Genomic DNA, 18,569 nt, shown 5'->3' with positions numbered 1-18,569 from the left:
TTTTGCCGGGCGCGCGACCACCGACCCGCATGGACCTGGTCGGCACCGTTGTCGTCGCCGTGTGGGCGATGTTGCCCGCGTACGTCCCGAACAACGCCGCCGTGCTCGCGGGCGGCGGCCGCCCCATCGACGGCGGGCGCAGCCTCGGTGGCCGCCGCCTCCTCGGCGACGGGAAAACGTGGCGTGGCACCGCCGTCGGCACCGCCGCCGGCGTCGCGCTCGCCGTCGCGCTCAACGCGCTCCGGCCGGCCGCCGCCGACGCCCTCGGCGTCGTGCTGCCCGCGTTCCCGCCCGCGGCGATGGGCACGCTCGCGTTCGGGGCGATGGTCGGCGACATCGCCGCCTCCTTCCTGAAGCGCCGCACCGGCCGCCAGCGCGGGGCCGCCTTCCCGGTCGTCGACCAGCTGGACTTCGTCGTCGTCGCGCTCGCGCTCACCGCGCTTGCGGTCCCCGCGTGGGTCGGCGACACCTTCGGGCTGCCCGTGCTCGTCACCGTCGCCGTCCTCACGCCGGCCCTCCATCTCCTCACCAACGGCATCGCGTACGCCCTCGGCGTTAAGGACGAACCCTGGTAGCGGGCCGCCGCCCGGACCGGGGGGCTTTTGTCCCGCCGGCACCCCGTTTGCGTCGATGAGTGCAACTGACGACCTCGTGTCCGCACTCCGGGCCGCGGACGCGGTGCAGTTCGGCGAGTTCGAGCTCTCACACGGCGGCACGTCGGAGTACTACGTCGACAAATATCTCTTCGAGACCGACCCCGAGTGTCTGTCGGCCATCGCCGCGGCGTTCGCCGACCGCATCGACGAGGACACGACACTCGCGGGCGTCGCGCTGGGCGGCGTGCCCCTGGCCGCCGCGACCGCCACCGAGGCCGGCGTGCCGTACGTCATCGCGCGCAAGCAGGCCAAAGAGTACGGCACCGCCAACCGCATCGAGGGCCGGCTCGACGACGGCGAGGAGGTCGTGGTCGTCGAGGACATCGCGACCACGGGCCAGTCGGCCGTCGACGCCGTCGACGCCCTCCGGGACGCCGGCGCGACCGTGAACCGCGCGCTCATCGTCGTGGACCGCGAGGAGGGCGGGCGCGAACTGCTGGCCGAGCACGGCGTGGAAATGGCGGCACTCGTCACCGCCAGCGACCTCTTGGACGCCGAGTAACCCGGCTGTCAGGGTTGAGCACGGTCCGCCTGCGCCCCGCTTCGCGGTATTCAAGTTTGTGGAACCGTGTGGGTCGGTATGAACCGAGCTGAGAAAGCCACTCTCCAACTGCAGGCAGTCGACGTTCTCCGCACCCTCAAGGAGACCCGCACCTACGACGAGCTGTCCGCCGACACCGGACTCCCCGCCGGCGACCTGAACCGCTACGTCAACGGCCACGTGTTGCCAAGCGCCGACCGCGCCCGTGAGGTCGTCCAGAACGCCGGCGCGGACCTCCTCCAGGCGGAACTCGCGGCCCGCGTGCACGTCGACGACGACGGCTACGTGGACAACTCCGGGATCGTCTTCGACCAGTCGTTTCTCGAACTGGTCGCGCCCGTCGCCGCCGAAACGTTCGACTTCGACGCGCCCGACGTGGTGCTGACGGCCGCCACCGACGGGATCACGCTGGCGGCGGCGCTGGCTGGCTACTACGGCGCCGACTGCGCGTACGCCAAGCAGTCCAAGGAAACCGCCGTCGAGGAGTTCGTCGAAGCCCGCCAACGCCTCGAATCCGGCATCGAGTTCACGTACTATCTGCCGGCGTCGGCGCTTGACGACGGTGACACCGTGCTCGTCGTCGACGACCTCATCCGATCGGGGGAGACCCAGGAGCTGCTGTTGGACATCGCCGACGCCGCCGGCGCGGACGTGACCGGCGTGTTCGCGCTCATCGCCGCCGGGGAAACCGGCGTCGACCGTGCCCGGGAACGCACCGACGCCCCGGTCGGCGCGCTCACCGATCTGGACGACCTCTAGCCGGATTCTATCCGTAATTGTGCATTATTTTCACCACAAACTCCCATAAGCAACCACGAACGTCGAACGTGTACAACAAGGCTCAAGTACGTCCTGGGGATGTGGCCACACGTGCATCATGGGGCTCGCTGAGTACTTCGGATTCGACGACCACGACACCGACCTGCGGACGGAACTCGTCGCCGGGCTGACCACGTTTCTGGCGATGTCGTACATCGTCCTGGTCAACCCCGTCGTCATGACACAACGCACGACGGCCGGCGAGGTCGTCAAACCAGGCATCGCGCTGGCGAACTACAGCCACGACCAAACCGTCCAAATGCTGGCGGTCGTCACGCTCCTGGCGTCCGGCGTCGCCATGCTCGTCATGGCGTTCTACGCCAACCGCCCGTTCGCGCTCGCGCCCGGCCTGGGCCTCAACGCCTTCTTCGCGTCCACCGTCGTCGGCACGCTCGGCGTCCCCTGGCAGACCGCGCTCGCCGCCGTCTTCACCGAGGGACTGCTGTTCATCGTGCTCACGGCCGTCGGCGCGCGCGAATACGTCATCACACTGTTCCCCGAGCCGGTCAAGCTCGCGGTCGGAACCGGTATCGGGCTGTACCTCGCGATCATCGGCCTCGAAGCCATGGGCATCGTCGTCGGCGACGCCGGCACCATCCTCGCGCTCGGCAACCTCGCGCAGAACCCCGTCGCCGTCGTCTCCATTCTGGGCCTGTTTTTCACCATCGCGCTCCACGCCCGCGGCGTCACCGGCAGCATCGTCCTGGGCATCATCGCGACCGCCGCCACCGGCGGCGTGCTCACGTTCGCCGGCGTCGTCGACCCCGGCGTCCTCATCGGGGACTTCGTCCGCACCGGCGGCATCGCCACCCAGCGCCTCCCACACGCCCAATACGACATCACGCCGCTCGTCGGCGCATTCCTCGCCGGCTTCCAGGACATCGACGCGTTCAGCTTCGCGCTCATCGTGTTCACGTTCTTCTTCGTGGACTTCTTCGACACCGCCGGCACGCTCGTCGGTGTCGGCCAAGCCGGCGGCTTCCTGAACACCGACGGCAACCTTCCCGACGCCGACGAACCGCTGATGGCTGACGCCATCGGCACCACCTTCGGCGCGATCATCGGCACCTCCACGGTCACCACCTACATCGAATCCGCGACCGGCGTCGAGGAAGGCGGCCGCACCGGCATGGTCGCGCTCGTCGTCGCCGTCCTGTTCTTCCTGTCGCTGCTGGTCGTCCCGCTCGCCGCCGCCATCCCCCAGTACGCCAGCCACATCGCGCTCGTCGTCGTCGCGTTGCTGATGCTCGCGAACGTCACGGCGATCGACTGGGATGACATCACGCACTCCATTCCCGCCGGCCTCACCATCATCGTGATGCCGTTCACGTACTCCATCGCGTACGGCATCGCCGCCGGCATCGTCTCCTACCCCGTCGTCAAGGTCGCCACCGGCGACGCCGACGAGGTCGCCATCGGCCAGTGGCTGCTGGCCGCCGCGTTCATCGTCTACTTCTACGTCCGCACCAGCGGCGTCCTCGCCGCCGCCGTCTGATCCGCGAACCGGCTGTTCCTGCTCGGTCCACCGCACTCTTCACTCGCTGCCCCGTATACTGGTGTATGTCGCTGGAACTCTACAAGCTCCCGGGCTGCCCGTACTGCGCGAAAGTCGAAACGAAACTCGACGAGCTCGGCCTCGACTACGTCGAACACGAGGTCCCCAGCTCGCACAGCGACCGTGACGCCGTCGAATCGGTCAGCGGACAGACCGGCGTGCCGGTGCTCGTCGACCCCGACCACGACATCGACGGCATGCCCGAAAGCGACGACATCGTCGCCCACCTCGAACAGCACTACGCCGAGTAACTGCCCGCTGGCAGGTGCCACTGACTTTTTGAGCACCGCGCGCGTCAGTCGGTACATCCGTGCGCGTGGCTCACCGAGTGCAGTCGATCATCGACGCGTTGGCATCGACACAGGCACGCCTCGCCGTCACCGCGGCGCTCGCCGTCGTCGCGGTCGGTGCCGCGTGGCTGGTCGCCCCCCGCATCATCCGCGGCGTCCACCGCCAGCTCACCGCTCGCGTGCTCACCGACGACCGCATCCCCGGCGACCCCACGGCGTTCTCGATCGACTTCCCGACCGGGATCGTCGTCAGACTGACTCAGGCGGTGCTGCTCGCGGCCGCCGCGCTGCTGGCGCTTCTCGTCTGGGGGTACGTCGACCTCGTCATGCTGGCGGTGGCGAGCCTCGCCGACCTGCTGCCCGTGGCCGTCCGGCTCGCGGTCACGATCGGGATCGCCGGAGCCGCCCTGGTCACTCTCGACGTGGTCGACGCACGCATCACCGCCTACGCCGAGGCCTCCGACACCCTCACCCAACACCAACAGGGCGTCGTATTCCGCGTGTTACAGATCACCGTGCTCGTCGCCGCCGGGATCGCCGCGCTCACGATCTGGGGGGTCGATCCCAGTGGCCTCCTCGTCGGCGCGGGGTTCCTCGGGATCGTCATCGGCACCGCCGCCCGCACCACCATCGGCTCGCTCATCGCCGGGCTCGTGTTGATGGTCGCGCGCCCCTTCGAGATCGGCGACTGGATCGCGCTCGCCGACGCCGAGGGCACCGTCACCGACATCACCGTGGTCAACACCCGCGTCCGCAACCCCAGCGGCGAGGAGGTGGTGATCCCCAACGAGAACGTGTTGAACGCGACGATCACGAACCGCACGAGCCTCGACCGGCTTCGGCTCTCCGTTGCCGTCGGCGTCGACTACGACGCCGACATCGAAACCGCCGAGGACGTCATCGAGGACGCGATCACCGACGTGTCGCGGATCCTCGATACGCCGGCCCCGCAGGTCGTGCCGACGGCGCTCGGTGACTCCGCGATCGTCCTGGAGTGTCGGTTCTGGATCACCCACCCGAGTCCCGCCAAACGCAGCATGGCAACCGCGGCGGTCGTGCGCGCGGTGAAAACAGCCCTCGACGACGCCGACATCGACATCCCGTACCCCCACCGCCAGCTCCTCACCGAGGACGACAGCCTCCAGGCTTAGGCCTCCTGGAGGTCGCCGCGGTCGGCCAGCAGATCCCGGAGGTCCTCGGAGTCGTCGACGTTCGCCAGCTCCTCGCGTTCCACGATCGCGGTGTCGTCGACGGACTCCCGGCCGGCCTCGTCGACGACGTACACCGCCCGCGTGTGCGTGACCTCGCCGACGGAGCTCATGATGCGGGCGCGCTTGACGGCGGCCTCGGTGAACGCCGAGTGCCCGGTCAGCAGCCGGTCGTGGCCCGCGCCCGCCTCCCCGACCGCTTTGAACGGCGCTTGCACCGTCGGATGCACTTCGAACCCCACTCGCGCGAGCACGGACAACACGGGCACGTCCTCGGGGGCCGCCTCCGGATCGTCCGGGGTCGGATCCGTGTCCCGGACGTCTTCGGCGCCGTCCATCACGTCGACCGGTGCCGTGAGTTCACCCCCGAAGAGGTCCTCCAGGCGCATCGCCACCTCGATGCTCGCGTTCATTCCGTCCTCGTATTTCGAGACCGTGCGCCGTGACACGCCGAGCTCGCTGGCGAGCTGGCCGAGGCTCAACCGTTCGTCCTCGCGGCGGTCCGCGAGCACGTCGCCGTCGATGTTCACGTACAGCCCGCCGGGTGCCGCGTACACGAGCGGCGGGATCCCGTCGACGAACAGTTCCATCGCCGTATCGGGGTTGAACACGGGGACGCCGTGGCGGAAGTACACCACCCCCGGATCGAGGTCTTCGTCGCGCGTTCGCAGTCCCACGACCAGTGGCGTCGCGTGGAGATACGTTCCCAGCCGCCGCATCTCGGCGCCGGTCTCAGCGTCGAAGGCGTCGATGTTCACGAGGACCTTCATCAACACCACGTCGCTGCCGCGCCGCGCGGCGACGTCGAAGCTCTTGGGCCGCGTCGCACACCGGTCGCTCACCGAAAAGCCCGCGTCTGCGAGCATCGCGGTGACGTTCTCGATGAGAGCCGACCGTGACATACCACGGTGATAGGTCTTTGCCACCATATATGCGTTGTGACGGTGCCAGCGCCGCTGGCCCTGTTTCTACTCCGCGCTCGGTTCGGCCGCCGTGACCGCAACGTCGAAGACGGCCACCCGCGTAGGGCGCGCCATGACCGTCGTGGCGCTGGACGACACGGACTCCCGGACCGCGGGGATGTGTACGACGTACGCCGCCCACCTCGTCGCCGAGGAACTCCGGGCCGCCGGCTGCACCGTCCACCGCGTGCTCCTCGTGCGCCTGAACCCCGCGGTCGCGTACAAGACCCGCGGGAACGCCGCCCTCGCCGTGCACGCCGACGTGGACCCGCAGGTCGGCTTCGACACCGCGCGACGGATCGTCAGCGCGCACGCCGAGATCGACGACGACCGCACCAACCCCGGGGTCGTCGTCGCTCACGACGCCGACGCGCCGGCTCCGGTCGCCGCGTTCGCCCACCGCGCGCTCCGCGCCGACATCGACCCCGCCGACGCCGCGGCGCTGGCGGCCGCCCACGGCTACCGAACCGCCGGCTGGGGGACCGGCCGCGGCGTCGTGGGCGCGCTGGCCGCCGTCGGCGCGTGGACGGCGTTCTCCGACTGGACCTACGAGTGCATCCAGTATCGCCCCCGCGACCGCTGGGGAACCACCCGGCGTGTCGACGCCGACAGCGTGTTCGCCGCCGCCGACGACGCCTACCCCGCCGCCTGGGACACCGTCGACCACGTCGAGGACGACCTCGTCTGCGTGCCACACACGCCGGGGCCGATCCTCTACGGCATCCGGGGCGACGACGCCGACGCGGTCCAGGCCGTCGCCGCCGACATCGACAGCGAGCCGCCCCACGCGCGCGAGCTGTTCGTCACCAACCAGGGCACCGACGCCCACCTCGCCGACGCACCGCTTGCGGACGCCCGCGACGGCCGCGGCTACCGCGTCGAGGGCGTCGTTGCCGACCACCCCGAAACCCGGGAGGGCGGCCACGTGTTCGTGCCGATCACCGACGGCGAGGCGACGCTGGCCTGTGTGGCGTTCGAACCCACCAAGCGGTTCCGCGACCACGTCCGCAACCTCCGCCCCGGCGACCGCATCACCGCCTGCGGGGAGGTTGCCGACGGCACGCTCAAACTGGAGAAGTTCGCCGTGCGCGGCCTCACACGCACCACGCCGACGACCCCGGTGTGTCCGGACTGCGGGACGACCATGGAGAGCGCGGGCGCAACCCAAGGCTACCGGTGCCGGGACTGCTCGACGACCGCCCCCGGGACCGCCCACCGGCTCATCGAGCGCGCGCTTGACCCCGGCTGGTACGAGGTGCCGCCGTGCGCGCGCCGCCACATCGCACAGCCACTGGTCCGCGGTGACTGGGACGCGGCGGTTCATCCGGAGCGATAGATAAGTGTTTTATGCCGATTTTCGTGCAGCCGTAGTCCACCCCCACATTTTACCGTCTCGTTGTCGAAACTCCGCGTATGTCACCGGGCAGTCGCACTCACCGTGACGACGACGCCGTAACGCCGGACGAACAGCCGACGAGCGCTGCGTCCGGCCGAGTGCTCGCTCGGGTTGAAACGGCCACCGACGGCCACGAGGAGTGCACGCTGTTCCCCGCGGACGCCGACCCGGACACGCTCGTCACGACGTGGATCACCGCCGCCGACGACGCGTTCACCGCCCTCTCGGAGTGGCGTTAGGGCTTCTTCAGGCCGCTGCCGGTCAACGCAACGACCACGTCATCGCTGTCACCGACCACGCCGCGCGCTCGGTACGCCGCAAGCCCCGCGACAGCCACCGCGCTCGTCGGCTCGACGTACAGCCCGGCCTCGTGCAGCGACGCCAGCGCGTCCGTGGTCGCTGACTCGCCACACGCCACCACGTCGCCGTCGGTCGCCGCCACCGCAGCCGCCACCTGATCCAGGCGGGCCGGCGACCGGATCTGAATCCCGTCGGCCGCCTCGTTGACCGCGTCTTCGTCCGATGCCGACCCGTTGACCGCCGCGGCGACCGGCTCCACGCCCGCCGCCTGCACGCCCAGCAGTCGTGGCATCGACTCGATCCAGCCGCCCGCGGCGAGCGCCCGAAACCCCCGGTACGCGCCCAACAGCAGCGTGCCGTGGCCGACGGGCACCACCACCGCGTCCGGCGCACGCCACCCCCGCTGGGCGGCGATCTCGTAGGCGACCGTCGCCGTCCCGGCGTAGAACGACGGCGACCACGCGTGGCTGGCGTACCACGCGTCGCTCCCGACGGCCTCGCTGACGCACGCCTCGGTCACCGCACGCCGTCCGCCCGCCACCGGCACGGTCGTCGCGCCGGCGGCCTCCATCGCGTCCAGCTTCGCCGCCGGGGCGTCCGCTGGCACGTAGATCTCCGCGTCGATGCCCGCCCGCGCGGCGTACTGCGCGACCGCCGCCCCGGCGTTCCCCGACGAGTCCTCGACGACGCGATCCACACCCAGCGCCGCCGCCCGCGTCATCAGCACCGCCGCGCCGCGGTCCTTGTAGCTGCCCGACGGACACACGTAATCGAGTTTGAACTCGGCGTCCCACTCGGACGCCGACACCAACGGCGTCCACCCTTCCCCCAGCGACACGGCATCGTCGGCGGCCACCGGCAGGAACTCCGAGAACGCCCACAGCCCCGCCGTCGGATCGACCGCCGTCGGGTCCCCGGTCGCCCGTGGGCGCTCGGCGAAATCAACGGCGTGCTCACACGCCCGGCAGCGCCACGGCTCCTCGGGACCCGTCTCGTACGTCGCGCCACACGACCGGCACACAAGCATACGGTGTTCATCGCCGCCCCGCCACGTCAGCCCAGCGGTGTCGCGCTAGTACGTGTCCACCCGCGCCCCCACCGAACACACGTACTCGCCGGTCGCCACCTGGGGTTTGCGGCGGGACCGCCAGAAGATCCCGTTGCGGTCGGCGGTCACCGTCGCTTTCAGCATCCCGAACGGATCGGTCACGTCGAACAGCGCGTCCCCGGCGTCGACGCGATCCCCGAGCTCCACGGCGTAGTCCACGAGCCCGCCGGCCGGCGACCCATACCGGTCGAACTCGCGCGCGCGCACCTGCTCGGTCGTGTCCACGTCCCCATCCAGGAAGCCGTAATGCCGCAACACGTTGAACACGCCGGTGACGCCGTACTCGATGGAGTCGGCGTCCCACCCGACACACCCGCCGAGTTCGGGGTCGATGGTGGGCACGCCCGTGTTCGGTCCGGCGCGCGCGAGCTGCCCGTCGGGCCCCTTCTGATCGAGCACGTGGCCGGTGCCAAACACCTTCGCGAGCTCCAGGCACTGCGAGTGCAGGCGGTGGTGGCGGCCACACCGCACGCGCACCTCGTTGATCATCCGGGAGGTCGACCCCTGGTGGAGGTCGACGACGAGATCGGCGCTCTCGGCGGCCGTGAACGTCGCATGCGCGATGCGCTCGCTCGACGATCCATCGGCCGTCCCGGGGTACGCGCGGTTCAGCTTGGTGTCGTCGATGGGGTTGCGGTGTTCGGCCACCCGGAACGCGGGCAGGTTCGCGATGCCCACGATCAGGATCTCCCCCGCGATCTCCGCGGGGTCGAGTTGCGGGACGACGCGTCGCACCACACCCACGCCGTTGAGTTCGTCGCCGTCGCTCGCGGCCTGCATGTACAGCGTCTTGCCGTCCCGCGCGCCGTTCACGACCGCGACCGGCAACCCAAGCGTGGTGCCGTCGCGCGTCTCGCCGACCGTGAGGCGGCCACTGTCGAACTCCCCGGGTGCGGCCGACGCGGTGCCAAGGCTGGTCATTGTGTGTCGGTTCCACCGGCCGTCCCTTCAGCGATTCGGTCGCCGAACCAACGGGGCTAAAGCCCGGCCGCCACAACACCCGCCTATGCCAGAACGGCCCGGCGTACAGAACCTCCTGGACGCGCTGAACGTGGCCACGCAGGTCAAACGCGGCGCCGTCGTCGGCGCGCTCGTCGCGATCGGAACCTACTGGCTGTTCGTGGTGTCAGCCGGCGGCTCCGCCTACCCCACCCCGTATCTGGCCGGCATGGGGCTCGTGTTGGCGTTCACGGTCGCGATGTTCGCAACCGCCGTGTTCACGCTGGGCGCTGCCTACCGCGTCTCGAAGACGGTCGACATCCCGGACTCCGATTAAGCGCCGGCCAGCTCCCGCAGCTTCTGTGCGCCGCTGCGCGTCCCCTTCGCGAGCAACACGTCACCCGCCCGGACAGTGGTCTCCGGCCCCGGCTCGATCACCCACGCGTCCTCGGGGCTGCGGTGTCCGTCCCGGCTGCCCGCCGCCGCCACGTCACCGGTGTCCGATGTGGCACCCCGTCGAACCGCGATGATTCGCATTCCGGTCCTGGTTTTCACGCGCTGGTCGCCGAGTGTCGTCCCCGGAAGCTCGCCGCCCGCGCCCACTGGCACCCGCACCACCACCTCGTCGGAGGCCTCGACGGCCTCCTGGACGACGATGTGGGTGTCAAGCCCACGGAGCACCCCCTCGCTGATCTCGACGGCGGCGTCGCTGATGACCTCCGTCGCCGTGGCGATCTGCATCAGCCCGCGCAGCGACACGGGATCGGCGATGTCCGTGGCGGCGCGCAGCGTCCACGCCTCGAACCGGGATTTCAGGGCGTCCACTTCCGCCTCCAACTCGACGACCTCCTCGGCCAGCCCGTCGTCGTCGAACAGCACCGCGCCGTACGCCAGATCGACGGCGAGCTCGCTCATGTTCTTCATCAACGCCACCGACGTGACCGCGCGCCCGAGGTCCGCGACCGCCGGCTCGCTGGGCGCCGGCGGGTCGTACGCCGTCCCCGTCACCGTCTCGTAGACGCCCTCGACGCCGGTCGTGGGACCCCGGAGCAGGAGCACGTCCGCGGGCCGCAGCGTCGTCTCGGGCCCCGGGTTCGGCAGCCAGTCGCCCGCGTCGCCGTCGCCGCGGCGGACGGCGATCACCCGCACGCCGGTGTTCGTCTCCAGGTCCACGTCGCCAAGCGTCCGGTCGGCGTACCGCGAGTCGGCCACCAACCGCCCCCGGACCAGTGACTCCGCGGCGTCGGGCAGCGCGCCCTGCATCGCGTCGGGCAGCCCCACGTCCTCGCGAACGACTTTCGCGATGTCGCCCGCGGCGTCGCTCATCTTCTCGGTCGCCGCCACCACCCCCAAGACGGGGGCAAGCGACTCAGCGTCAGCGGGGCTGCGTGCCGCCAACAGTAGCGTCATTCGCGCGCGCAACTGGAGCACGTCCATGCGCTTCTCCAGGCGGAGCACCTCGTCGGCGACGTTGTTGCTGCCGTGCAACACCGCCGAAAACGACAGGTCGACGAGCAACTCGGCGGTGTCTTTCAGCTCCACGAGGAGGTCTTTCGCGCTCGCCGGCTCGTACTCGACGCGGCCACCCATACGCCCGGCTTCGCCCCCGGTTGCGTTAAACGTTGGCGTGCTCGGCCCCGAGCGATTATTTCACACAAAAAACCGATACCCATTAGGACCGGCGTGGGTGAGCCTATAGCATGTCCGACGAACTCAAGAAGGGGCTCGAAGACGTGCTCGTGGCCGAATCCGACCTGAGCTTCATCGACGGCGACGCCGGCAAGCTCGTGTACTGCGGATACGCCATCGAGGACCTCGCGCGCACCGCCAGCTACGAGGAAGTGTTGTACCTGCTTTGGCACGGCGACCTCCCGACGCGATCCGAACTCGACGCCTTCCGGGCGGACATGGCGAGCCACCGCGAGATCGACGACGACGTCCTCGCGCTCGTCGAGAACCTCGCGGCCGCCGACGCCGACCCGATGGCCGCGCTCCGAACCGCCGCCTCGGCGCTGTCCGCGCACGACGACACCGCCGGCAGCTCGGACCCCGACGACGCCCGCGAGTCAGGGAAACGCATCACCGCGAAACTCCCCACCATCGTCGCGGCGTTCACGCGCCTCCGGAACGGCGACGACGTGGTCGCGCCCCGCGACGACCTCGGCCACGCCGCGAACTTCCTGTACATGCTGAACGGCGAGGCGCCCGACGACGTGCTCGCGGACGTCTTCGACCAGGCGCTGGTGTTGCACGCCGACCACGGCCTGAACGCGTCCACGTTCTCCGGGATGGTCACGGCAAGCACGCTGGCGGACGTCCACGCCGCGGTCACGTCCGCGATCGGCACGCTCTCGGGCAGCCTCCACGGCGGCGCGAACGCCAACGTCATGCGGATGCTCAAGGAGGTCGACGACAGCGACAAGGACCCGCTGTCCTGGGTCCAGGACGCCCTGGCGAACGGCGAGCGCGTGATGGGGTTCGGCCACCGCGTCTACAACGTCAAAGACCCCCGGGCGCGCATCCTCAGCGAGCGCAGCGAGGAGCTCGGTGCGGCCGCCGGCGACACCAAATGGTACGAGATGAGCGTCGCCATCGAGGATTACATGGCTGATGAGAAGGGCCTCGCGCCGAACGTTGATTTCTACTCGGCGTCGACGTACTACCAGATGGGGATCCCCGTCGACATCTACACGCCGATCTTCGCCATGTCCCGCGTCGGCGGCTGGGTCGGCCACGTCCTCGAACAGTACGACGACAATCGCCTCATCCGACCGCGCGCGCGATACGTGGGTGCCGAGGACCGCGACAGCACGCCCCTCGACGAGCGGTAACTGTCACTGTTCGCTCGGCTGCTCCGCTCGGAGCCACCCCGGCTGCACACTCAGCACGGAGCCAGCGGGTCGCCGTCGACACGCTCGACGGTCGCCGGCGTCACGAGGTAGTGGGCGTGTGAGCCACCGTCCGTGTGTGTCTTATGCGACCTGTTCGACGCTGGTTCGGTCCACGATTCCGTGCTCCAGTACGGATGAACCACCGCAACGCGAACGCCGTCCGCTGTCCGGTTGGTGACCGTCGCGTTCTTTCGAACCGCCGTCGCACTGGTTCCCCAGCTGTCGAGGCACCTCGCGCCGGCCAGTTCGGACCGAAGATACTCCGCTTCGGCAGCGAGCGCCCGTTCTTTGGCCGTTGAATCCGTCAGTGACGTTCCGTTCGGTGCTGTGTCCGACTGTCTGTGCGTCGAACAGCCGGTGAGTCCTGCGGCGACGGCGAGCGCCACACTCGAAAGCAAGCGCCGCCGGGTCCGGGCCCTGGACATGGCTGCGTGTGCTCCCCGATCGGGTAAATGCTTTCTCGGTGTCCTGTGCTGCGTAGACCGATCCCTCACGGCACGATCGACCACCTGATTCGCAGTCGCGACTGCGGAACTGGCACACGCGTGCCCCCAAGCCCCCACTCGCAGTTTCACTTTCACTCCGCTTCGATCGGTTTTATATTGATGCGCGTCCTACCGATAGCTGTCACACGCTCCGTTCTCGCGTTCTTCGCCGCTCACCACCAACGGTTAAACCCGGACCACGCATACCAGCGAGTATGCTCTCGCTGTCCGACATTCGGGACGCCCGCGAGCGCGTCTCCGAAACCGCCCGCCACACACCGCTTGAGTACTCGCATACGTTCTCCGATCTCACCGGCGCGGACGTCCGCCCGAAGCTGGAGTGTTTCCAGCGCACCGGCTCGTTCAAGATCCGTGGCGCGACCAACCGCATCCGCACGCTCTCCGCCGACCAGCAGGACGCCGGCGTGGTCACTGCGTCGGCCGGCAACCACGCCCAGGGCGTCGCGCTCGCGGCCTCCCGGTCGGGCGTCGACTCGAAGGTGGTGATGCCGGAGTCCGCGCCCATCTCGAAGATCAAGGCCACCAAGAGCTACGGCGCCGAAGTCGTCCTCCACGGCGCCGACTACGACGACGCACAGGCCCACGCCCACGAACTCGAAGCCGCCGAAGGCCGCACGTACGTCCACGCCTTCGACGACGAGTACATCATGGCCGGCCAGGGCACCCTGGGCCTCGAAATCGCCGCGGACTGTCCGACGGTTGACACCGTCGTTGTCCCCATCGGTGGCGGTGGCCTCATCTCCGGCGTCGCCACCGCGCTCAAGGGCGAACTCGACGACGTGCGCGTCATCGGCGTGCAGGCCGAGGGGGCCTCGACGGTCGCGCGGTCCCTCGACAAGGGCCAGCCACAGGCCGTCGATCACGTCGACACCATCGCCGACGGTATCGCCGTCCGACAGGTCGGGGCGCAGACGTTCCCCGTCATCCAGGAGCACGTCGACGAGGTCGTCACCGTCTCCGACGACGAGATCGCCACCGCGCTCGTGTTGCTGCTGGAGCGCGGGAAAACCCTCGTTGAGGGTGCCGGCGCCACCGCGCTCGCGGCCGTCCTGGAGGACAAATTCGAGTACGCGGACGGCGAAACCATCGTGCCCGCGCTCTGTGGGGGCAACATCGACCTCAACCTCCTCACCACGGTGATCGTTCGCGGGCTCGTCGACCAGGGCCGCTACGTCAAGATCCGCACCGTGCTCAAGGACAGCCCGGGCAGCCTCAACGACCTGCTGGCGACCGCCGCCGAGGAGCGCGCGAACATCTACGCCATCCAGCACGACCGCACCAACCGCGACATCGCGATGAACGCCACCGAGGTCGAACTCGACCTCGAAACGCGAGGCCCCGAACACGTCGACCGGCTGCTCACCCGGATCCAGGACGAGGGCTTCGACGTCACGGTGCTCAACGGCCCCCAGATCGTCAGCGAGTGACGCGGCCCGGACCTCGTAGGTTTAAGACGTGGGGGTGCCACGTCACGAGCATGAAGCGCCCGATTGAAACCGCTGATGCGCCCGCCGCGGTCGGCGCGTACAGTCAGGCAGCCACCGACGGTGACGTCGTGTTCACCGCCGGTCAGATCCCGATGACGCCCGACGGCGAGCTCATCGCCGACGAGCCCATCGACGTCCAGACCCGCCAGAGCCTCGAAAACGTCAAAGCCATCCTCGAAGCGGAGGGGCTGAACATGCAGGACGTGCTCAAGGTGTCCGTGTTCATGGACGACATGGACGACTTCGACGCCATGAACGCCGCGTACAAGGAGTACTTCCAGGACAACCCGCCCGCGCGCTCCGCCGTCGAAGTCGCCGCCCTCCCGAAGGGCGTCGGCGTCGAGATCGAAGCCATCGCCGCACAGCGCGACTGAGGCATGGTCGCCGCCCGCACGACCGACACCCTGCTGTGGGGTTGCATCGCCGCGCTCGCGTTCCTCGTGCTCGCGCAGGCGTACGTGCTGGCGACCGGCGCTGCCGTTCCGTTGGCCCCGCTGTTCGGGGTTGCACTCGTCGTGTTCGCCGTCGGCGCCGCCACCGGCCGCGCTGCGCGGATCCGAGTCGGCGACTGACCCGAACAGAAGGGTTTAAACGCACGACCCCGGTACGGAGGATTGGGCCGGGATGGCCGAATGGCAAAGCGCACGCCTGGAAAGCGTGTCCCCTTACGGGGTTCAGGGTTCAAATCCCTGTCCCGGCGTTTCTCGCGATAGTTTCGAGCGCCCAGCGGCGGCGTCGTCGCCCCGCCTCAGTCCGTGGCGCGCATCGGCGGCCGGGTTCGGTAGGTGAGCGCGCGCCACAGCCACTCCAGGGGGCCATACTGGAAGTACCGCACCCAGAGCACCGACAGCGCGATCTGTCCCACCCACACGGCGGCCACGATACCCAGCGCCGCCACCCGGGAGACCCGGCCGAACAGCCCGAGGCCGTGCCCGTAGAAGATCGCCGTGGCGACGACGGTCTGGAGGATGTAGTTGCTGAACGCGGTGCGGCCGACGGCGGCCAGCCCGCGCGTGACGACGCCCGTTGGCCAGCGCTTGGCGACCAGCATCACGGCTCCGAGGTAGGCGCCGGCCAGGGGAACGCTGCCCCAGTAGTTGAACTGCCCCCAGAGCAGCCCGGCGGACGCGGCCCAGTCGGCGGCCGTGATATACCAGACGCCGGCGGCGGTCACGGCCAGCCCGACGGTGCCGCCGACGGCGACCAGCCGCCGGTAGAACGCCCGGGATCTGTCGTTGGTGGTGACGCCGGTGTGGAACAGCGCCATCCCGTACAGCATCAGGCCCGCGGTCCGCCAGCCGGTGTTGGCGATGTAGCCGGTGGTCTGGCGGCCGAGCGCGGAGTCGACGCGGTGGGCGAGTTGGGCGCTCCAGCCCCCGCGGTAGGCCTCGATCTGCGCCTGCAGCGCGCCATCGGCGGGCTGCCAGCTGCTCGCGAAGACACCGGGATCGGCGACCAGCGCCGACAACAGGGTCAACAGCGTGGGCACGGCGAGCAGCGCGGTGCCGGCGAGCAGGAGGTCCCGTGTCTCCCAGTTGCGGGCGGCAACGACGAACAGCGCGGTGACGCCGTACGCCACCAGGATGTCGCCGTACCAGAGCACGTAGGCGTGTACGAGGCCGAACGCGATCAGCCACAGCGACCGCCGGACGTGCAGCGTGACCGCCGGGTCGCCGTCGCGCTCGCGGTTGCGAACGAACATCGCCACCCCGGTGCCGAACAGCAGCGTGAACACGGTGATGAACTTCTGTTTCACGAGGAGGTGGCCGGCCAGCCACGCCCAGTAGTTCACGCCGGTGAAGTCGCCGTACGCAGTGGGGTTCAACAGCACGACTTCGGGCATGGAGAACGCGCGGATGTTGATGACGAGGATGCCCAGCAACGCCACGCCACGGAGCGCGTCCAGCCCGATGATGCGGTCCGTGGGTGCCGTCGGGGAGCCTTTGGTGGTCATGTGTGTGGCGTGTCCGCGACGCGGCGGATGCGTTGTCACCGTCGTGGCGGCTGCTAAAAGTTGTTGGTGCCGTGGCGTCAGTCGGAACTTAAACCCAGGCCTATGTCCGGCTCGTCGTGTGTCTGTACGCCACAGTGGCTCGTGTATACTGTGGTGTGGGCTGCCGTCCGGGCGTGTCGCGGCCGTTTCGCTGCCCTCCGATCCGAGACGATTTAGAAGGATTTATATAGAATGGCAATCAATCTATCTACTGAACATGGCTCAGCAACAGCGAATGCAGGGACAGCCGATGATCATCATGGGCGACGACGCACAGCGCGTGAAAGACCGCGACGCCCAGGAACACAACATCTCGGCCGCCCGCGCGGTCGCCGACGCAGTACGCTCGACGCTCGGCCCGAAGGGCATGGACAAGATGCTCGTCTCCTCGATGGGCGACGTCACCGTCACCAACGACGGCGTCACCATCCTTCAGGAGATGGACATCGACAACCCGACCGCCGAGATGATCGTGGAAGTCGCCGAAACCCAGGAAGACGAAGCCGGCGACGGCACCACGACCGCGGTCGCCATTGCGGGCGAACTCCTCAAGAACGCCGAGGACCTCCTCGAGCGGGACATCCACCCGACAGCCATCATCAAGGGCTACAACCTCGCCGCCGAACAGGCCCGCGAGGAAGTCGACAACGTCGCCGTTGATGTCGACCCCGACGACAAGGACCTCATCCGCAGCGTCGCCGAGACCTCGATGACCGGCAAGGGCGCGGAACTCGACAAGGAGCTCCTTTCGAGCATCATCTACGACGCGGTCAACCAGGTCGCCGTCGAAACCAACGACGGCGGGATCGTCGTCGACGCCGCCAACATCAACATCGAGACCCAGACCGGCCACGGCGTCAACGAGTCCCAGCTGCTCCGCGGTGCCGCCATCAGCAAGGACCCCGTCCACGACCAGATGCCCGCCGCAGTCGAGGACGCCGACGTCCTCCTGCTGAACGAGGCCATCGAAGTCGAGGAAGCCGAAGCCGACACCTCGGTCAACATCGAGAGCCCCGACCAGCTCCAGTCGTTCCTCGACCAGGAGGAAAAGCAGCTCAAGGAGAAGGTCCAGCAGATCGCCGACACCGGCGCGAACGTCGTCTTCTGCCAGAAGGGCATCGACGACATGGCCCAACACTACCTCGCCAAGGAGGGCATCCTCGCGGTCCGCCGCACGAAGAAATCCGACATCGAGTTCCTCACGAACGTCCTCGACGCGTCGGTCGTCACGGACCTCGACGCCGCCTCCGAGGCTGACGTGGTCGCCGGCTCGGTCACGCGCGACAGCGACGACGAACTGTTCTACGTCGAGGGCGAGAGCGAGCAGGCCCACGGCGTCACGCTCCTGCTGCGTGGCTCGACCGACCACGTCGTCGACGAGCTCGAACGCGGCGTCTCCGACGCGCTCGACGTGTCCGCCCAGACGCTCTCGGACGGCCGCGTCCTCCCCGGTGGCGGCGCCACCGAGGTCGAAGTCGCCAGCCGCCTGCGTGACTTCGCGGACTCCGTCTCCGGGCGCGAACAGCTCGCCGTCGAGGCGTTCGCCGACTCCCTGGAGCTCGTGCCCCGCGTCCTCGCGGAGAACGCCGGCCTGGACTCCATCGACACGCTCGTCGACCTCCGGTCGGCCCACGAGAACGACGACGACGAACACATCGGGCTGAACGTCCTCTCCGGCGACCTCGAAGACACCTTCGAGGCCGGCGTCGTCGAACCCGCACACGCCAAAGAGCAGGCCGTGACCTCTGCCAGTGAGGCCGCGAACCTCGTGCTCAAGATCGACGACATCATCTCGGCCGGCGATCTCTCGACGGACAAGGGCGACGACGACGGCGGTGCCGGCGGCATGGGCGGCGGTATGGGCGGTGGCATGGGCGGCATGATGTAAGCCCGGCCGTTACCACACCCCGCATGCACC

Annotated in this window: 20 protein-coding genes and 1 tRNA gene; 15 read left to right on the top strand and 6 right to left on the bottom strand. The window is 69.0% G+C overall.

What is annotated here, in order from left to right; translation table 11 throughout:
* Positions 1-29: 29 nt before the first annotated feature.
* From JRZ79_RS21495 to JRZ79_RS21470, 6 genes are all read left to right on the top strand, one after another.
* On the top strand, positions 30-575 hold the full coding sequence (locus JRZ79_RS21495) for a CDP-2,3-bis-(O-geranylgeranyl)-sn-glycerol synthase (protein ID WP_012289436.1): 546 nt from the start codon (positions 30-32) through the stop codon (positions 573-575).
* Between the two features lie 55 nt (positions 576-630).
* On the top strand, positions 631-1,158 hold the full coding sequence (gene pyrE, locus JRZ79_RS21490) for an orotate phosphoribosyltransferase (RefSeq protein ID WP_010903560.1): 528 nt from the start codon (positions 631-633) through the stop codon (positions 1,156-1,158).
* 78 nt (positions 1,159-1,236) lie between these two features.
* A complete protein-coding gene (locus JRZ79_RS21485; protein ID WP_010903559.1) occupies positions 1,237-1,956 on the top strand; it encodes a phosphoribosyltransferase family protein in 720 nt (239 codons plus the stop codon).
* A gap of 118 nt (positions 1,957-2,074) precedes the next feature.
* Positions 2,075-3,511, top strand: a complete 1,437-nt coding sequence (locus tag JRZ79_RS21480; RefSeq protein ID WP_205252172.1) for an NCS2 family permease — start codon at positions 2,075-2,077, stop codon at positions 3,509-3,511.
* A gap of 65 nt (positions 3,512-3,576) precedes the next feature.
* Positions 3,577-3,822 (top strand): glutathione S-transferase N-terminal domain-containing protein, encoded by a 246-nt coding sequence (locus JRZ79_RS21475; protein ID WP_010903557.1) that lies wholly within the window; start codon positions 3,577-3,579, stop codon positions 3,820-3,822.
* A 77-nt stretch (positions 3,823-3,899) separates the two neighbouring features.
* Positions 3,900-5,012 (top strand): mechanosensitive ion channel family protein, encoded by a 1,113-nt coding sequence (locus JRZ79_RS21470; RefSeq protein WP_231546313.1) that lies wholly within the window; start codon positions 3,900-3,902, stop codon positions 5,010-5,012.
* Here the strand turns inward: JRZ79_RS21470 and JRZ79_RS21465 are convergent.
* A complete protein-coding gene (locus JRZ79_RS21465) occupies positions 5,009-5,971 on the bottom strand; it encodes a transcriptional regulator (protein ID WP_012289434.1) in 963 nt (320 codons plus the stop codon). The two genes, JRZ79_RS21470 and JRZ79_RS21465, sit on opposite strands and share 4 nt — an antisense overlap.
* 133 nt (positions 5,972-6,104) lie before the next feature.
* On the opposite strand from JRZ79_RS21465, the gene JRZ79_RS21460 reads away from it, so the two are divergent.
* Together JRZ79_RS21460 and JRZ79_RS21455 are read left to right on the top strand one after the other, a co-directional pair.
* Positions 6,105-7,367, top strand: coding sequence for a tRNA(Ile)(2)-agmatinylcytidine synthase (locus tag JRZ79_RS21460; protein ID WP_205252170.1), 1,263 nt, complete (start codon positions 6,105-6,107; stop codon positions 7,365-7,367).
* Positions 7,368-7,444: 77 nt separating this feature from the next.
* On the top strand, positions 7,445-7,666 hold the full coding sequence (locus JRZ79_RS21455; RefSeq protein WP_010903553.1) for a hypothetical protein: 222 nt from the start codon (positions 7,445-7,447) through the stop codon (positions 7,664-7,666).
* On the opposite strand, the gene JRZ79_RS21450 is transcribed toward JRZ79_RS21455, so the two are convergent.
* Positions 7,663-8,754 (bottom strand): threonine synthase, encoded by a 1,092-nt coding sequence (locus JRZ79_RS21450; protein WP_205252169.1) that lies wholly within the window; start codon positions 8,752-8,754, stop codon positions 7,663-7,665. The genes JRZ79_RS21455 and JRZ79_RS21450 overlap by 4 nt on opposite strands.
* Before the next feature lie 45 nt (positions 8,755-8,799).
* Positions 8,800-9,756, bottom strand: coding sequence for a succinylglutamate desuccinylase/aspartoacylase family protein (locus JRZ79_RS21445; protein ID WP_010903551.1), 957 nt, complete (start codon positions 9,754-9,756; stop codon positions 8,800-8,802).
* Positions 9,757-9,841: 85 nt separating this feature from the next.
* Here JRZ79_RS21445 and JRZ79_RS21440 point away from each other — a divergent pair, with 85 nt between their 5' ends.
* The gene (locus JRZ79_RS21440) at positions 9,842-10,111 is read left to right on the top strand and encodes a hypothetical protein (protein ID WP_010903550.1); all 270 of its coding nucleotides are present in this window, start codon (positions 9,842-9,844) and stop codon (positions 10,109-10,111) included.
* On the opposite strand, the gene JRZ79_RS21435 is transcribed toward JRZ79_RS21440, so the two are convergent.
* Positions 10,108-11,364 carry a potassium channel family protein gene (locus JRZ79_RS21435; protein ID WP_205252168.1) on the bottom strand — a complete coding sequence of 419 codons (1,257 nt, stop codon included), beginning with the start codon at positions 11,362-11,364 and terminating at the stop codon, positions 10,108-10,110. The two genes, JRZ79_RS21440 and JRZ79_RS21435, sit on opposite strands and share 4 nt — an antisense overlap.
* 110 nt (positions 11,365-11,474) lie before the next feature.
* Here JRZ79_RS21435 and citZ point away from each other — a divergent pair, with 110 nt between their 5' ends.
* Positions 11,475-12,605, top strand: coding sequence for a citrate synthase (citZ, locus tag JRZ79_RS21430; protein WP_205251101.1), 1,131 nt, complete (start codon positions 11,475-11,477; stop codon positions 12,603-12,605).
* 50 nt (positions 12,606-12,655) lie between these two features.
* Here the strand turns inward: citZ and JRZ79_RS21425 are convergent, their stop codons facing one another.
* Positions 12,656-13,090 (bottom strand): hypothetical protein, encoded by a 435-nt coding sequence (locus JRZ79_RS21425; protein ID WP_205251100.1) that lies wholly within the window; start codon positions 13,088-13,090, stop codon positions 12,656-12,658.
* Positions 13,091-13,365: 275 nt separating this feature from the next.
* Between JRZ79_RS21425 and ilvA the strand changes: the two genes are divergently transcribed.
* The 4 genes from ilvA (at position 13,366) to JRZ79_RS21405 (ending at position 15,358) form a co-directional block, all read left to right on the top strand.
* The gene (gene ilvA, locus JRZ79_RS21420) at positions 13,366-14,598 is read left to right on the top strand and encodes a threonine ammonia-lyase (protein ID WP_010903546.1); all 1,233 of its coding nucleotides are present in this window, start codon (positions 13,366-13,368) and stop codon (positions 14,596-14,598) included.
* Positions 14,599-14,648: 50 nt separating this feature from the next.
* Entirely contained in the window at positions 14,649-15,032 is a 384-nt protein-coding gene (locus JRZ79_RS21415; RefSeq protein ID WP_010903545.1) for a Rid family detoxifying hydrolase, read from the top strand.
* A 3-nt stretch (positions 15,033-15,035) separates the two neighbouring features.
* Positions 15,036-15,230: a hypothetical protein gene (locus JRZ79_RS21410; RefSeq protein WP_205252167.1), complete on the top strand. Its 195-nt coding sequence runs from the start codon at positions 15,036-15,038 to the stop codon at positions 15,228-15,230.
* Positions 15,231-15,276: 46 nt separating this feature from the next.
* Positions 15,277-15,358 (top strand) — tRNA-Ser (locus JRZ79_RS21405).
* A 48-nt stretch (positions 15,359-15,406) separates the two neighbouring features.
* On the opposite strand, the gene JRZ79_RS21400 is transcribed toward JRZ79_RS21405, so the two are convergent.
* Complete coding sequence (locus tag JRZ79_RS21400; RefSeq protein ID WP_205252166.1) at positions 15,407-16,612, bottom strand: DUF418 domain-containing protein; 1,206 nt, start codon at positions 16,610-16,612, stop codon at positions 15,407-15,409.
* Between the two features lie 256 nt (positions 16,613-16,868).
* Here JRZ79_RS21400 and thsB point away from each other — a divergent pair, with 256 nt between their 5' ends.
* Positions 16,869-18,539, top strand: coding sequence for a thermosome subunit beta (gene thsB / locus JRZ79_RS21395; protein ID WP_012289432.1), 1,671 nt, complete (start codon positions 16,869-16,871; stop codon positions 18,537-18,539).
* Positions 18,540-18,569 lie beyond the last annotated feature (30 nt).

Source organism: Halobacterium sp. BOL4-2 (assembly GCF_016917835.2).
Taxonomy (GTDB): Archaea; Halobacteriota; Halobacteria; order Halobacteriales; family Halobacteriaceae; genus Halobacterium; species Halobacterium salinarum.
This window is presented reverse-complemented; position numbering and strand designations above follow the sequence as displayed.

Excerpts from the sequence above, each read along its gene's own strand:
- JRZ79_RS21495 (WP_012289436.1), top strand. The coding sequence starts at position 30 with ATGGACCTGGTCGGCACCGTTGTCGTCGCCGTGTGGGCGATGTTGCCC.
- pyrE (WP_010903560.1), top strand. The coding sequence starts at position 631 with ATGAGTGCAACTGACGACCTCGTGTCCGCACTCCGGGCCGCGGACGCG.
- JRZ79_RS21485 (WP_010903559.1), top strand. The coding sequence starts at position 1,237 with ATGAACCGAGCTGAGAAAGCCACTCTCCAACTGCAGGCAGTCGACGTT.
- JRZ79_RS21480 (WP_205252172.1), top strand. The coding sequence starts at position 2,075 with ATGGGGCTCGCTGAGTACTTCGGATTCGACGACCACGACACCGACCTG.
- JRZ79_RS21475 (WP_010903557.1), top strand. The coding sequence starts at position 3,577 with ATGTCGCTGGAACTCTACAAGCTCCCGGGCTGCCCGTACTGCGCGAAA.
- JRZ79_RS21465 (WP_012289434.1), bottom strand. The coding sequence starts at position 5,971 with ATGTCACGGTCGGCTCTCATCGAGAACGTCACCGCGATGCTCGCAGAC.
- JRZ79_RS21460 (WP_205252170.1), top strand. The coding sequence starts at position 6,105 with ATGACCGTCGTGGCGCTGGACGACACGGACTCCCGGACCGCGGGGATG.
- JRZ79_RS21455 (WP_010903553.1), top strand. The coding sequence starts at position 7,445 with ATGTCACCGGGCAGTCGCACTCACCGTGACGACGACGCCGTAACGCCG.
- JRZ79_RS21450 (WP_205252169.1), bottom strand. The coding sequence starts at position 8,754 with ATGCTTGTGTGCCGGTCGTGTGGCGCGACGTACGAGACGGGTCCCGAG.
- JRZ79_RS21445 (WP_010903551.1), bottom strand. The coding sequence starts at position 9,756 with ATGACCAGCCTTGGCACCGCGTCGGCCGCACCCGGGGAGTTCGACAGT.
- JRZ79_RS21440 (WP_010903550.1), top strand. The coding sequence starts at position 9,842 with ATGCCAGAACGGCCCGGCGTACAGAACCTCCTGGACGCGCTGAACGTG.
- JRZ79_RS21435 (WP_205252168.1), bottom strand. The coding sequence starts at position 11,364 with ATGGGTGGCCGCGTCGAGTACGAGCCGGCGAGCGCGAAAGACCTCCTC.
- citZ (WP_205251101.1), top strand. The coding sequence starts at position 11,475 with ATGTCCGACGAACTCAAGAAGGGGCTCGAAGACGTGCTCGTGGCCGAA.
- JRZ79_RS21425 (WP_205251100.1), bottom strand. The coding sequence starts at position 13,090 with ATGTCCAGGGCCCGGACCCGGCGGCGCTTGCTTTCGAGTGTGGCGCTC.
- ilvA (WP_010903546.1), top strand. The coding sequence starts at position 13,366 with ATGCTCTCGCTGTCCGACATTCGGGACGCCCGCGAGCGCGTCTCCGAA.
- JRZ79_RS21415 (WP_010903545.1), top strand. The coding sequence starts at position 14,649 with ATGAAGCGCCCGATTGAAACCGCTGATGCGCCCGCCGCGGTCGGCGCG.
- JRZ79_RS21410 (WP_205252167.1), top strand. The coding sequence starts at position 15,036 with ATGGTCGCCGCCCGCACGACCGACACCCTGCTGTGGGGTTGCATCGCC.
- JRZ79_RS21400 (WP_205252166.1), bottom strand. The coding sequence starts at position 16,612 with ATGACCACCAAAGGCTCCCCGACGGCACCCACGGACCGCATCATCGGG.
- thsB (WP_012289432.1), top strand. The coding sequence starts at position 16,869 with ATGGCTCAGCAACAGCGAATGCAGGGACAGCCGATGATCATCATGGGC.